The 13,764-nt window shown below is 65.9% G+C and carries 11 protein-coding genes and 1 pseudogene; 9 read left to right on the top strand and 3 right to left on the bottom strand.

Translation table 11 applies throughout. The annotated features are described in order from the left end of the window. The first annotated feature begins 168 nt into the window (after positions 1–168). Both B3446_RS28055 and B3446_RS28050 read left to right on the top strand, forming a co-directional pair. Entirely contained in the window at positions 169–1,374 is a 1,206-nt protein-coding gene (locus tag B3446_RS28055) for an alpha/beta hydrolase family protein (protein ID WP_291387419.1), read from the top strand. A 79-nt stretch (positions 1,375–1,453) separates the two neighbouring features. Next, positions 1,454–3,367, top strand: coding sequence for a B12-binding domain-containing radical SAM protein (locus B3446_RS28050; protein WP_218344029.1), 1,914 nt, complete (start codon positions 1,454–1,456; stop codon positions 3,365–3,367). A gap of 23 nt (positions 3,368–3,390) precedes the next feature. Here the strand turns inward: B3446_RS28050 and B3446_RS28045 are convergent, their stop codons facing one another. Further along, a complete protein-coding gene (locus B3446_RS28045) occupies positions 3,391–4,131 on the bottom strand; it encodes an SDR family oxidoreductase (protein WP_291387416.1) in 741 nt (246 codons plus the stop codon). Positions 4,132–4,320: 189 nt separating this feature from the next. Further along, entirely contained in the window at positions 4,321–5,655 is a 1,335-nt protein-coding gene (locus tag B3446_RS28040; protein WP_175183563.1) for an MFS transporter, read from the bottom strand. Positions 5,656–5,913: 258 nt separating this feature from the next. On the opposite strand from B3446_RS28040, the gene B3446_RS28035 reads away from it, so the two are divergent. Then, entirely contained in the window at positions 5,914–6,552 is a 639-nt protein-coding gene (locus B3446_RS28035) for a DUF2625 family protein (RefSeq protein ID WP_291387414.1), read from the top strand. Positions 6,553–6,615: 63 nt separating this feature from the next. Here B3446_RS28035 and B3446_RS28030 read toward each other — a convergent pair whose 3' ends face one another. Next, the gene (locus B3446_RS28030) at positions 6,616–7,365 is read right to left on the bottom strand and encodes an SDR family NAD(P)-dependent oxidoreductase (RefSeq protein ID WP_291387412.1); all 750 of its coding nucleotides are present in this window, start codon (positions 7,363–7,365) and stop codon (positions 6,616–6,618) included. A 103-nt stretch (positions 7,366–7,468) separates the two neighbouring features. On the opposite strand from B3446_RS28030, the gene B3446_RS28025 reads away from it, so the two are divergent. From B3446_RS28025 to B3446_RS28000, 6 genes and pseudogenes are all read left to right on the top strand, one after another. Then, on the top strand, positions 7,469–8,350 hold the full coding sequence (locus B3446_RS28025) for a LysR family transcriptional regulator (protein WP_291387410.1): 882 nt from the start codon (positions 7,469–7,471) through the stop codon (positions 8,348–8,350). Between the two features lie 246 nt (positions 8,351–8,596). Continuing rightward, entirely contained in the window at positions 8,597–10,702 is a 2,106-nt protein-coding gene (locus tag B3446_RS28020) for a TonB-dependent receptor (protein WP_291387408.1), read from the top strand. An 88-nt stretch (positions 10,703–10,790) separates the two neighbouring features. Beyond that, positions 10,791–11,093, top strand: a complete 303-nt coding sequence (locus B3446_RS28015; RefSeq protein ID WP_291387406.1) for a hypothetical protein — start codon at positions 10,791–10,793, stop codon at positions 11,091–11,093. Beyond that, positions 11,080–11,370, top strand: coding sequence for a hypothetical protein (locus B3446_RS28010; protein ID WP_291387404.1), 291 nt, complete (start codon positions 11,080–11,082; stop codon positions 11,368–11,370). Before B3446_RS28015 ends, B3446_RS28010 begins: the two co-directional genes overlap by 14 nt. Positions 11,371–11,387: 17 nt before the next feature. After that, positions 11,388–13,037 (top strand): PepSY-associated TM helix domain-containing protein, encoded by a 1,650-nt coding sequence (locus B3446_RS28005; RefSeq protein WP_291387402.1) that lies wholly within the window; start codon positions 11,388–11,390, stop codon positions 13,035–13,037. 181 nt (positions 13,038–13,218) lie between these two features. Further along, a pseudogene (locus B3446_RS28000) lies at positions 13,219–13,764 on the top strand (hypothetical protein); the annotation flags it as partial.

Genomic DNA, 13,764 nt, shown 5'->3' with positions numbered 1-13,764 from the left:
GTTTGAAGATTGTGATCGCGGCGGGCGATCATTTCGGCAAAGACGGTCTGCATAGGCCGGGCGCATCGGCGAAACGCATTGCCGAAACGGTGTATCGCCACGGGCGCGTCGCTCGGTTACGCTGCTTCGGTCCCGGCGCGTCGCAACATTTCCTTTTCGGAGAATCCCATGGGCATGGCTTTCCAGAACGACCTGCACGACGACTTCGGCATGCGGCCGGCCGCGTACATACCCTATGGCGGTGCCGATCTGGGGGAACTGCTGGCGGTGGGCCGAGCGGTGGGAGACGGGGACGACAGCGCATTCTTCGAGGCCTGGATGGCGGCGGGCGACCGGCTGACCGCCGAGGCACATGACGCCGAACGCCGCAACCTTGATGCCAGCGCGCGTGAACTGCACCTGCGCGCCAGCGCCTTCTATTGCACCGCGTACCGGCCGCTGTACGGCGCACCGACGGATGCACGGTTGCTGGCGGCCTTTCGCAAGCAGATAGCGGCTTTCGACCGTGGCCTCGCGCTGTCCGCGCATCCCGTCATGCCCGTGGGCATCCCCTTGGACGGCGCGCGCATGCCGGCTTATCTGATCCCGGCCGTCGGTCACGAGACTGACGTCAGGCCGCTCGTCATCTTCACCAACGGTTATGACGCCACGGTGACCGATATGTATTTTGCAAGTGCCGTGGCCGCGTCGCGCCGGGGTTATCACGCCCTGGTGTTTGATGGACCAGGGCAGGGCGGCATGCTGTACGAACAGGGCGTGACAATGCGGCCCGATTGGGAGACGGTGGTGGGCGCCGTGGTGGACTACGCGATCACGCTGCCTATCGTGGACCCCAAACGCATCGCACTCAGCGGCTGGAGCCTGGGCGGCCACCTGGCGCCCCGCGCGGCGTCCGGGGAACCCCGGCTGGCGGCCTGCATTGCGGACCCGGGCCAACGCAGCCTCGCGGGCTCATTCCGGCCGTTGGCCGTCAAGCTGGGCGCCAGCCCGGAAAGCGCGCAGAACCTGGGTGAGCTTGACCAACCCGTGATGGACCGCCTCTGGCAGTTCGTCAAGGCCAGCCCCGTGCTGACGTGGAAGGTGGTGCAGCGCGGCTTCTGGGTGCACGGCGTCGACAATCTGCGTGACTATCTGCGAGCAATCGAGCCGTTTACCCTGGCGGGCCGGGTCGACCAGATTACGTGCCCGACGCTCATGACGCTGGCCGAAAAAGACCCGTTGGCGGCCGGCACGCTGCAGTTCTTCGACGAGTTGCGCAGCCCCAAGACGCTGCTGCGCTTCACCGCGCAAGAGGGCGCGGGGGACCACTGCGAATCCGCGAACCGCTCGCTGTTGAACCGCCGCGTGCTGGACTGGCTGGACGGCGTACTGTAGGGCGGACCGGGCCGCGCCCGCCGCGCTGCCTATAATTGCACCGATCCCCGCTTTTTAGACGGCAGTCCTGCCGTGCCTCATGTCGACCTTGCCTTTGCGCGTGCTGTCGGTGATTCCACCGATGACGCAGCTGAATACCCCGTACCCGTCCACCGCCTACCTGACCGGCTTCCTGCGTTCGCGCGAGGTCACCGCGTTTCAGGAGGATCTGGCGCTCGCCCTGGTGCTGCGCCTGTTGTCGGCCGACGGCCTGCGCGCCGTGGCGCAGCGGATCGACGCGCTGCCTCTTGAAAAACACACGCAACCGATCCAGGCCTTCGTCGCCATGCAGGCGCGCTATCTGGCGACCATCGGCCCGGTGATCGGCTTTCTGCAAGGCCGCGATCCCACGCTGGCGCACCGCATCGCCGGGCGCAACTATCTGCCGGAAGGCCCGCGCTTCAGCTCACTGGACGTCTATCTGGACGAGGATGGGGGCGATCCGCTGGCGTGGGCGTTTGGCGCGCTGGGTCTGCAGGACCGGGCCAAGCATCTGGCCACGCTGTATTTGAACGACCTGGCAGATGTGCTGCGCGACGCCATCGACCCGCGCTTCGAGTTCGTGCGCTATGCCGAATCGCTTGCGGGCAGCCAGCCGACGTTCGACCCGCTGGCAGAGGCGCTGGCTGCACCGATGAACCTGGTGGACGAGACGCTGCGCGAACTGACGGATGCGGCGCTGGCGCGTCACAAGCCGACGATGGTTCTGCTGTCGGTGCCGTTCCCGGGCGCGGTGTATGCAGCCTTTCGCATCGCGCAGGCCATCAAGGCGCAGGACCCCACCATCGTCACTGTGCTGGGCGGTGGCTTCGTCAACACCGAGCTGCGCGAACTGAAAGACCCGCGCGTGTTCGATTACTTCGACTTCGTCACGCTGGACGCCGGCGAGCGACCCTTGCTGGCGCTGCTGGAGCACGTGCAGGGCAAGCGGTCGCGCCAGCGCCTGGTGCGCACGTTTGTGCGCGATGCGGACAGCGGCGCGGTGCGGTACGTCAACCTGGTTGAACCGGACGTCGCGTTCGCCGAGGTGGGCACGCCCACGTGGGACGGCCTGCCGCTGGATCGCTACCTGTCGCTGCTGGACATGCTGAACCCGATGAACCGCCTCTGGAGCGACGGCCGCTGGAACAAGCTGACCGTCGCCCACGGCTGTTACTGGAAGAAGTGCAGCTTTTGCGACGTGGGGCTGGACTATATCGGCCGTTACGAGGGCGCATCCGCATCCGTGCTGGCCGATCGCATTCAGACCATCGTGGCTGAGACCGGGCAGACCGGCTTTCATTTCGTCGACGAAGCGGCGCCGCCCAAGGCGTTGAAGGCGCTGGCGGCCGAGCTGATCGAGCGCAACGCCGGCATTTCGTGGTGGGGCAACATCCGCTTCGAAAAGACCTTCAGCCCGGAACTGTGCGAACTGCTGGCCGACAGCGGCTGCATCGCGGTGTCCGGCGGGCTGGAGGTCGCGTCGGACCGGCTGCTGAACCTGATGAAGAAGGGCGTGTCGATCGACCAGGTGGCGCGCGTGACGCGCGCGTTCAGCGATGCCGGCGTGCTGGTGCACGCCTATCTGATGTACGGTTTCCCCACGCAGACCGTGCAGGACACCGTGGATGCGCTGGAGTACGTGCGCCAGCTGTTTGAAAACGACTGCATCCAGAGCGGGTTCTTTCATCGCTTCGCCTGTACGGTGCATTCGCCGGTGGGCCTGAATCCGGACGAATACGGCATCACGCTCAAACCCTTGCCCGACGTCACGTTCGCCAAGAACGACGTGGGCTTTCACGATCCCACGGGCGTGGATCACGACGCGCTGGGCAAGGGCTTGAAGAAGGCCATCTACAACTTCATGCACGGCATCGGCCTGGAAGAGGACGTGCGCAGCTGGTTCCCGTTCAAGGTGCCGCGCACGACCGTGGCGCGGCATCGGATTGCGCGCGCGCTGAGCCAGCGGGGGTAGTGGTCCGGGCCTGGCTTGCGTAGTTACAGCACGAAGCCGCCATCCGCAGTCAGGCTGGCGCCCGTGATGTAGCCCGCATCGGCCCCGGCCAGGAATGCCGCCAGCCCTGCGATTTCAGTCGATTTGCCCATGCGCCCCAGCGGAATGCGGGGAATGAGCTGCGCCGACCATTGCGCCGTCAGGTCGGTCTGGATGGGGCCCGGCTGGATGTTGTTGACCGTGATGCGGCGTGGCGCAAGGTCCAGCGCGGCGCCGCTGACCATCGCGGCGACGGCGGCCTTGGTCATGGCGTAGACGCTGCTGCCGGGCGAGCCGGTCCGGATGGCGGTGTTGCTGCCGATGGTGATGATCCGTCCGCCGTCGCGCATGTTGGCGGCCGACGCCTGGATGGCCAAAAACACGCCGCGCACGTTCACTGCCAGCATCTGGTCCAGCTCGTCGAGCGGGACTGCGCCGATCGGATTGGCGCGGTAGATGCCGGCGTTGACGACAGCGACACTCAGCGGCCCGAACTGTTGCACGGCGGTGTCCACTGCGCATGCGATGGCTTGCGGGTCGGCGCTGTCGGCTTCAATGGCCAGCGCGCGACCGCCGCTGGCCTCGATGGTCGCGACGACCGCGTGGGCGCTGTCCGCGCGGCTGGCGTACGTTAGCGCCACTGCATAGCCGGCTTCCGCCAGCCTCGCGGCAATGGCGGCGCCGATGCCGCGGGAGCCGCCGAACACGAGCGCGGCGGGGGATTCAAGGGGTGGGATTTGTTCCATGATGTGCACCGTTTTCAGTAGGTGCTTGCATCATCCCGCTGAACCCGCGCCCGCGCACCACCGATTTCAAGTCGCAGTGTGTGCGGCAGGAATCGCGGATACATGACGGTACGATTCCTCCCCGTTTGCGCGCGTTCCGGCCCGCCGTGTTGGCGCAAAAACGCGGAATCTGCCGCTTGATGCCGCTCCTCAGGCCGTCGGCGGCGCGTCCGGCACGGTGTTCAGCACCGGCTCGGCGGCTTCGGCGCCGTGTACCGCGTTGGTCAGATCCTCGGTCATTTCGTGGTCGAGCGCACCCTGGATCAGGTCATCGGTCACACGCAGCTCCACACCCACCGGCGACATCTGCGCGGCGGCAGCAAAGGGCGCCACGGGGGCGGGTGCGGGACGCTCGTTGCGGCGCCAGACGAAGAAGGTGACCAGCCCCAGGTTCAACAGCGCAAAGCACCAGAACAGGCCCGCTTCGCCAAACTTTGCCATCACCGGCGAGATCGCTAGCGGACTGAGCGCCGATCCCAGCGAGTTGATCAGCAGCAGCCCCTGGATCATACGCACCAGCGCGTCGGCCGGCGCGCGGTCGGCCGCGTGGCTGACGGCGACCGGATAGATCGCGAAGACGCCGCCGCCCAGCAGGAACAGCAGCGGCATCAAGAAGGACGAGCCCGGCGGCAGCATCAGGATCAGCAGGCTGAGCACGGCGCAGAATACGGCCAGCGCGATCAGCACGACCTGCCGGTCTCGCAGATCCGACCAGCGTCCCACCGGATACTGCAGCACCATGGCGCCCAGAATCACCGCGCCCATCATCTTGCCGACTTCGGCAACGTCCAGGCCGATGCGCTGCAGATACAGCGGCAATAGCGTGTAGACCGCGGCAATGGCCACGCCCGAGCCAAAGCAACCCATCACGCCCGTGGGCGTCATGCGCGCCAGATGCTGCGGCAACAGCGGCTCGACACGTTCCACTAGCGGCGATACGCGCGGAATGATCACCATCGGCAGCACCGACAGCGACGCCAGCAGGCCCGCCACCATGAACGGCGCCATGTCGCCCAGCCGCGTGATCGCGCCCAGCTCCAGCTGGCCCAGCATGCCCGAGCCATACAGCGCGATCATGTACAGCGCCAGCAGTCGGCCGCGCATTTTGGCGTCGCCCGCCAACAGCAGCCAGCTCTCGACCACCAGAAAGACGCCGACGCTTGCCCAGCCGTTGATCAAGCGCAGCACGAACCACGCCTCGCGATTGAAGATCAGGCCCTGCAGCAGCACCGTCACGGCGATCAGCGACGCAAAGCTGCTGTAGGCGCGGATATGGCCGATGCGCAGGATCAGGCGGTCATTGAAGATCGCGCCCAGGGTCAGCCCGATGAAGTACGACGACGAAATGATGCCGACCACCGTGGCCGATTCGCCGGCGGCGTCCAACTGCAGGGTCGTGAGGGAAGAGATGAAAGCGTTGCCGATGCAGACAACGAACAAGCCAAGTAGGGGCCCGAGCACCAGGCCCAACAACTGCCGAGACATGAAATCCTCGATTTCCAGAACAGCAAAAACATCCGGTGCGACCGGACAAACGATCAATGGGGTTTGGGGGAATGCGTCATGGTTCGCCTGGCTTGGGAGGGCAATGCCATGCGCTTGGGCGCGGGCCGGGTGGCGCGGGGCACGCTCGGCGGGAATCCGGCGCGGATTGTAGCGCTGATTGGCGGGGGGGCTGTCGGGCCCTCCGGGCGCTTTCGGCTGGCTTGCCAGATCGGGCTGAACCGGTCAGCATCGCGCCCCATGCGACCTTTGAACGAACTCATCAACGAAACCGAGCCGGCCTTGCCGCTCGTCCATGATTGGATTGCCGGTGCGGCTATTCAGTGTGAAATCCTGCCGCCTTCCCCACGCAACGACGATGTCCTGCTTGCGTTGCAAGTGACGACCCGGTCCCCGATGGGAGCCATCGCGCACGGCACGGGCGGCCTGCTGCTTGATGGCGGCTGGCTTCGCGTGCTGGGCAGCGGGCATCCGCGCCTACCGCGCGACCTGGCCGGCTGGAACGCGGGGCGGGCGGATGGCTTCCTGCTTGTGGCGGACGACGCAGCGGGCGGCTTCTTTGCGCTGAACGGCGGTGCGCTGGGCGATGATCCGGGCATGCTCTATTACCGCGCGCCCGACAACCTGCAATGGGAGGCGCTGGAGCTGGGCTACTCCGATTTCCTGCAAGCCATGCTGGCCGGACGGATCGAGGACTTCTATGCCGCGTTGCGCTGGCCCGAATGGCAAGCCGACGTGAAAGCATTGGGCCCGGATCAGTGCTTTTCGTTCTATCCGTTCCTGTGGACCCAGGAAGGCTCGCCGGCGGCCAGTTCGCGCAAGGCGGTCGATATCGCCGAACACTACGCCCTGACATTGGGCGTTGACGTTGGGCATTGAGGTTAGGCATTGAGGTTGGGCATTGACCCGGCCGGCTGACAGCCCGCCCGGCGCGCCGGCGCCCTACGTCAGCGCCATCCCGCCGTCCAGCCGCAGGTTGGCGCCTGTGACAAAGCTGCTCTCGTCACTGGCCAGATACAGCGCGGCGCGCGCCAGTTCGTCGGGGCGGCCCATCCGGCCCAGCGGAATGGCGGCTGCCATGGCGTCGTCCAGCCCCGCGCGCTGATCAGCGGGCAGTCCCAGCTTTTCCAGGATGGGCGTATCCACCGGGCCGGGGCTGATGACGTTGACGCGGATGCGCCGCGCCTTCAGTTCCAGCGCCCAGCTGCGGGCCATGGCTTCGATGGCGGCCTTGCTTGCGGCATAGACGGCATGGCCTTCCAGCACCTTGGCGCTGGCAATCGAGCTGACCAGGATAATGGACGCGCCCTCGTTCAATACAGGCAGGGCTTTGGTCACGCCAAAAAACACCCCGCGCGTGTTGGTCGCGAACTGCCGGTCGTAGTGTTCGACGGACACCTGCGCCGACGGCTCCAGGATGGCGACGCCCGCGTTGGCCAGGTAGATGTCCAGGCCGCCAAAGCGTTGCCGGACGTTGGCGACCACGCGGTCGTGCGTGTCCAGGTCGGCCACGTCTCCCGTGATACCCAGCGCGTCATGGCCGATGGCGCGCACGGCTGCGTCCACCGCGTCCTGCCGGCGGCCCAGGATGACGACCTGCGCGCCGGCCTGGGCGAAGGCGAGGGCGGAAGCGAGCCCGATGCCGCTGTTGCCCCCGGTGATGAGGGCGACTTTTCCCTGTAGTTGGGTCATGGTTTTTCCAGAAAGATGAAGGAAAGCCCACTCTATCTATTCCAGAAAGCGTTAAATAGGAGGTCTTTGTACAAGCACCTATTCCGCAAGGTCATCAATGGACATGCCGCCTGACGTCTCCGCGCTGGTTGCCTTTGCCGCTGCCGTCGAGGCCGGCTCCTTCAGCAGCGCCGGCCGGATCCTGGGCACGTCGCCTTCTGCCGTGTCCAAGGCCATCGCGCGGCTGGAGCGGCGTTTCGGCACCCGGCTGTTCCAGCGTTCTACGCGAGTGCTGTCGCTTACACCCGAGGGGGCGGCCTATTACGAACGCGTGTCGCCGCTGCTGCGAGCGCTGGATGATGCCAGCGAGGTCATGCAGCCGGCAGCGACCGCGCAAGGGCGCCTGCGGATTACGGCGCCCGGTGATCTGGGGCGCTTGCTGATGACGCCCATCGTCAACCGCTTCCTGCCCGCGCACCCGGACCTGAAGCTGGAAATGAGCCTTGCCGACCGGCATGTGGATCTGATCCGCGAAGGATTCGATCTTGCGATCCGCGCGGGCCGTGTCGCGGATTCGGAACTGAACGCGCGGCAACTGGCGCAACTGCCACTGACGCTGGTGGCGTCGCCTGCGTATCTGAAGCGGTCTGGCACACCGCGCAACATCGGTGACCTGCAGGGCCACGCGCACGTGCGATATCTGCTGGCCGGAAGGCCTTTTCCCATCACGTTTGCATCGGGGGAGGTGGTGCACCCAGAGGGCGTGTTCGACACCGACGACGGCACGGCGCTGCGCGCGGCCGCGTTGGGCGGCCTGGGCATCATTCAGATCCTGCGGCTGGCGGTCGCGGAGGATCTTGCGGCCGGGCGGCTGACCGAGGTGCTGCCCGAGGCGCAATTGCCCCGCGTGCCGGTGTCCGTGCTGCACGCTTTCGGCCGCCACGCGCCCATGCGGGCGCGGCTGTTCATCGAGTTCATGGCGGATCAACTGCAGTCGCTTGCATAGCGTCATCCGAGCGAGCGCAGGACGTGTGGCGGAATTAAAACAGGTCCACATCGAATCGTTTGCGCCAGCGCAAATTCTTCGCCTGCGCCGGGTTGACCACTGCCGTGTTAACGATATTTTTCGTAAGATAAGCGCCTATCATTCTCATTTGCATTGAATTTGAGGGCCTGGAAAGTGTCTGAGGAAAAATTGTTTTTGATGGATTCGCGGGTAGCGCGAATCGCCCCTAGCGTGGCGCTCACCCTGATGTTGCCGTTGCACGCGGCGTACGCGCAGGACGCGCAGCAGGCGACTACGTTGCAGCCGGTCACCGTGACGGCGGGCGCCTTGGGCGACGGGGACCTGCCGCCGGTCTATTCCGGGGGCCAGGTCGCAGAAGGCGCGCGGCTCGGCCTTATGGGAAACCAGTCCGTCATGGACACGCCGTTCAACGTCACCAGCTATACGTCCGAGCTCATCAAGAACCAGCAGGCGCGCACGCTGGCCGACGTGATGGCGAACGATCCGTCCGTGCGCTTCACGACCTCCAGCGGCCACGCCTACGAAAACTTCCGCATCCGGGGCTTCGACGTCAACCAGAACGATGTGGCCATCAACGGCATGTACGGCCTGGCGCCCATGGGCCGCACGCCCGTGGAATTCGTCGAGCGGGTTGAAGTGCTGAAGGGACCCAACGCGCTGTTCAGCGGCATGGCGCCCAGCGGCGCGGTGGGCGGAACGGTCAATCTGGTCACCAAGCGTGCGAGCGACACGCCCACGGCCACGTTCGGCGTGGACTGGCTGTCCGATGGGCAACTGGGCACCACGATTGACGCGGGCCGGCGCTTTGGGACCCGCAACGAATGGGGCGCGCGCGTCAACGGTTCGTTCAGCGACGGCGCAACCACGCTGGACGGCCAGTCCAGAAAGCGCGAATTCCTATCGGCGGGCCTTGATTACCGCGGCACCGCGCTGACGGCGTCCATCGACGCCTACCACAGCCAGGAATCATTCACGGGAGGCACGCCGGCCATGTTCTGGTTTGCGAGCCCGGTGGTGCCGGTGGCGCCCGATCCTCGCATCAACCAGTTCAGCACCGCCTACGGCAGCATCCAGAGCAACGCCGTCATGGGTCAGGCCGAGTACCGCTTCAATGAGCACGTGTCGGCGTTCGCGGGCGTGGGCCGGCGTGACAGCGACCAGTCCGGCCTCATCAACGGCACGCATGCCCGGCAGATCCAACCCAACGGCGATTTCACCGGACAGATCGTAGGCCAGCGCGCCTACACCGACGCCACTACCGCAGAGGGCGGCTTGCGCACGCGCTTCAAGACGGGGAGCGTGGGCCATGAACTCGTGCTGCAGGCGTCCTACCTCAAGCTCGAGGACGGATCGGCCACCGGTCCGGCATCGGTGTTCCGCTCCAACATCTACAACCCCATCACGCCGGTCATGCCGGCACTGCCGGGCAGCCCGCCCAAAACCAGCGAGAACACGCTGACCAGCCTGGCGCTGGTCGACACCATGTCGTTCCTGGACGACAAGCTGCGCGTGACCGGTGGCGTGCGCAACCAGCGCGTGAAGACCAGCAACTTCGACAAGACCGGCAAGACCACGGCGCGCTACGACGAAGACGCCGTGACGCCAGCCGTGGCCGTCGTCGTCAAGCCGTGGGGGCCCGATCTGTCGTTCTACGCGAACTACGTGGAAGGCCTGAGCAAGGGCGACAGCGTCACCGACACCACTGCAACCAACTTTGGCGAAGTCTTTGCCCCCTACAAGACCAAGCAGAAGGAGCTGGGTGTGAAGTGGAACGCCGGCACCTTCACCAACACGCTGGCGCTCTTCGAGATCGACAAGCCGATGCTCGTGACCGAAGGCTCCACCGCCCAGCCCACCTATGCGGACGGTGGCGAAAAGCGCGTGCGGGGCGTCGAGTGGAATACGTTTGGCGAGATCGCGCAGGGCGTGCGCGTGCTGGGTGGCGTCACGTACACACAGGGCACGCAGGTCAAGACTTCATATGGCCGCTACAACGGCAATACTGCCGTCGGCGCGCCGCGCTGGCAGGTCAACACCGGGGTGGAATGGGATACGCCGTGGGTGCCCGGCCTGACGCTGACCGGACGCGTCCAGGCGACGTCGCGCCAGTACGCGGATTCGGCCAACAACATCGAGATCCCCGGCTGGGGCCAGGTCGACCTGGGCGCGCGCTATGCGACGAAGGTCAATGGCCGCGACGTGGTGCTGCGCCTGAACGTCAACAACGTGTTCAACAAGTATTACTACGCGGGCATCTTCAGCGACACCACGCCCATTGCGACGTTGGGGCCCGCCCGCAGCGTCATGGCGTCCGCCGCCATCACCTTCTGACGGGCGGCCTGCATGGCGTCCGCCGCGCCCTCGGTTCCAGCGATCGGGGCGTACGGCGGACCCAGACATCATTCATTCCGGGGTGACCATGCCAGTCCTCATCCTTGCCAGCTTGATTGCCGTGAGCATCGGCTGCTTCTGCATCTATCGCGCATCGCCCAATCAGCAGTGGGCAAGCGCCCCGTGGCCCGCCGCGCCCGCCCGCACGGCAGGCATCGCGCTGCTGGCGTTGGGCGGCTGGGGGTGCTTGTACGGATTCACCGTGGTCACCGCGGTGTTCGTATTCTGTACGGCGCTGATGCTGTTCTTCTGCCTGATTCCGCATCTGGGCGTATTGCGTCGGATGTACGGCAGAGGCATGCCCGGGGGATTACGCGATGACGCCCGCTAAGCCCGCGCCCATCCGCCGTGACTGGGTCTCAAAGACCCTGGCCGGCACGTTGTTGGGGTTTGCGATCGCCCTGGGCGCCAGCGCGCTGCTGACCGCCTTGACGTCCGCCGTACCGCTTGCGACGCGCTCGCAGCTTGCCATGTGGCTGGTGCCGCCCGTGTGGCTGGGCGTCGCGTCCACCGTCTACTTCTTCGGCAGCGGTCTGCGCGCCTGGTGCTGGCTGGGCGGGATCTGCCTGGCGCTGTACGGCGGGCTGTACGCGGCCGGCGCGTTATAAGCAGGAGGATCGCCATCATGCGAGCCGACTACATCCGCATCTACAAATCCGTCCATACCTGGACGGGCGTTCTGACCGGCATGGCGCTGTTCATTGCGTTCTATGCGGGGGCGCTGACCCTCTTCAAGGAACCTATCGCGCGTTGGGCGTCGCCGCGGCCGGACGTGGCGATGGCGCCGCTCGAAACCGCGCCCGACCTGATCGCCAAGACGCTGGCGGCGCGGCCCGACGTGGCCAAGGGCTTCACCATTCATCTGCAGCCCACCGAGAACGTGCCTGCGCGCATGGCATGGGAAGTGCGCGACCCGCAGGCCGACGACCATGACGAATCATCCGTGCGGCATTATGTCGCCCGCCTGGACGCGGCCGGGGCCGTGCAGATCGGCGAGGCCAAGCCCAGCGGGCTGGGCAATTTCATCGACGTGCTGCATCGCGTGGTCGGTTTGCCGGCGGACAGCGACCCCAACCGCTGGTTCATGGGCGTCGTCGCGTCGCTGTATGCGATTGCGCTGGTGTCCGGCGTCATCGTCCTGCTTCCTTCGCTGGTCAAGGACTTCTTCGCGCTGCGGGTGGGCAAGAACCGCAAACGCATGTGGCTGGACGCGCACAACGTGGTGGGCATCATCTCGCTGCCTTTCCATATCGTGATGGCGCTCAGCTCGGTCGTGTTCGCGTTTCACGATGGCATCTACGACATTCAGGACCGGCTGATGTACGGCGGCAAGCTGGAATCGGTGTTCCAGCGCGGCGGTGGCGCTACGCCCGACGCCGCGCCGCGCGATCCGTCCGCCATGCTGCCGCCGCAAGAGTTGCTGCAGCATGCGCGCAGGCTGTCGCCATCGTTCGATCCCATTGCGCTGCAGTACGCGCAGGTCACCGCGCCACGCGCCATCGTCCGCATCTGGGGCAAGGACCCGGCCGCGGTGTCGCCCCGCGCCCGCGGCGGCTTCGTGGCGATGGACCCGTATAGCGGCAAGGTGCTCAACACCGACTACCTGCCGGGTCGCCAGGATGCGGCCAACCTGTGGGTCAGCAGCTTCTTCGCATTGCACATGGCGTCCTTCGGCGGCGCGGCGGTGCAGTGGTTGTATTTCCTGCTGGGGCTGGCGGGCGCGTGGCTGTTCTACAGCGGCAACCTGCTCTGGATCGAGTCCCGCCGCAAGCGCGCGGACCGGCGAACCGGCGCGGTGCCGGTGCAGCGGCTTGACACGCGGTTGATGGCGTCCGCGACAGTGGGCGTGTGCCTGGGCAGCGTGTGCGGCATGTCGCTCATGATGGTCGCCGCCAAGGGCCTGCAGGGTCACGTCGCCGATCTGGACGCGTGGATCAAAGGGCTGTACTACGTGGCGTTCTTCGCGGCCATTGTCTGGTCGTTCGTGCGCGGCGGAGCGGCGGCGGCTGTGCATCTGCTTTGGCTAGCCGCCGCGTTCACATTGGCAATTCCGTTGACTTCACTGTTGGGCGTGGTGGCGCCGTCGACCAGCTTGTGGGCGCACTCGTCGGCTGCAACGTTGGGCGTGGACGCGACCGCGCTGGCCATGGCGCTCGGATTCATATGGATGGCGCGAGTCACGCAGCGACGGCTGGCGCACGGCGAAGCAGACAGCGCGTGGGCGCTCCGGCGCTCGCGCCCCGGTGCGGACACCACGGCTGAAACGCACGCTTGAGCGCCGAACCGGCCGCCCGGCGCCTCAAACAGGCAAAAAAAACCGCGCGCTATTGAAGATTATTCGTCTCTGTGCCCGGCAATCAAATTCTCGTCAAAACATGAATAAAAGACGGATCTGATTCAGTCAGAGTATTTGTGCTCAATGTTTATTCGGAAGGATTTTCTAGCATTGACCCCTAATGCAAACGTCCTGCGTCGAGCGCAACCAATTGAAATTGGCTGCGCCGCTCCCAGCCCACTCGCTGGGCGTGATGACGACGCGGATTTATCAGCCAACCAAGCAGGGGGGGAACATGCGTTGCGGGTGCGATTCTGTGGAAAGCGGCGTGCATGCGGTTTCAAAGGAAACCGGTCACGCAAAAACAAAAAAATCCATATTCGTTGATCGCGGGAACGCCGGTCCAGGTGCTTTCAGACACCGCCATGCAACGTGTTTCATCGCGAGCGTGGCGTTGCTGGCGCCGGTTTCGGCGCTGGCGGACATTATCGGCGAAAGCGGTGTCGCCGGCTTGGGTGGCACATCCGGCATGCGTGGCGGCGATGGCGGCGACGGGCACGCGGCAGTCGTGATCACGGACACCACGCCTTTCGTCAACGCGGAACGCGTGATTGGCGGCGCGGGCGGTGGGGGCGGGGGCGGCGGTGGGGGCGGGGGCTTGGTGAGCGGATACGGCGGAGCGGGGGGCAATGGCGGCCAGGGCGGGCACGGCGTCGTGCTGGCGGCG

This window comes from Achromobacter sp. UBA5777 (genome assembly GCF_002418565.1).
Taxonomy (GTDB): domain Bacteria; phylum Pseudomonadota; class Gammaproteobacteria; order Burkholderiales; family Burkholderiaceae_B; genus Achromobacter; species Achromobacter animicus.
Note: the sequence above shows the minus strand (reverse complement) of the source record. Positions and strands in the feature narration are given on the sequence as shown.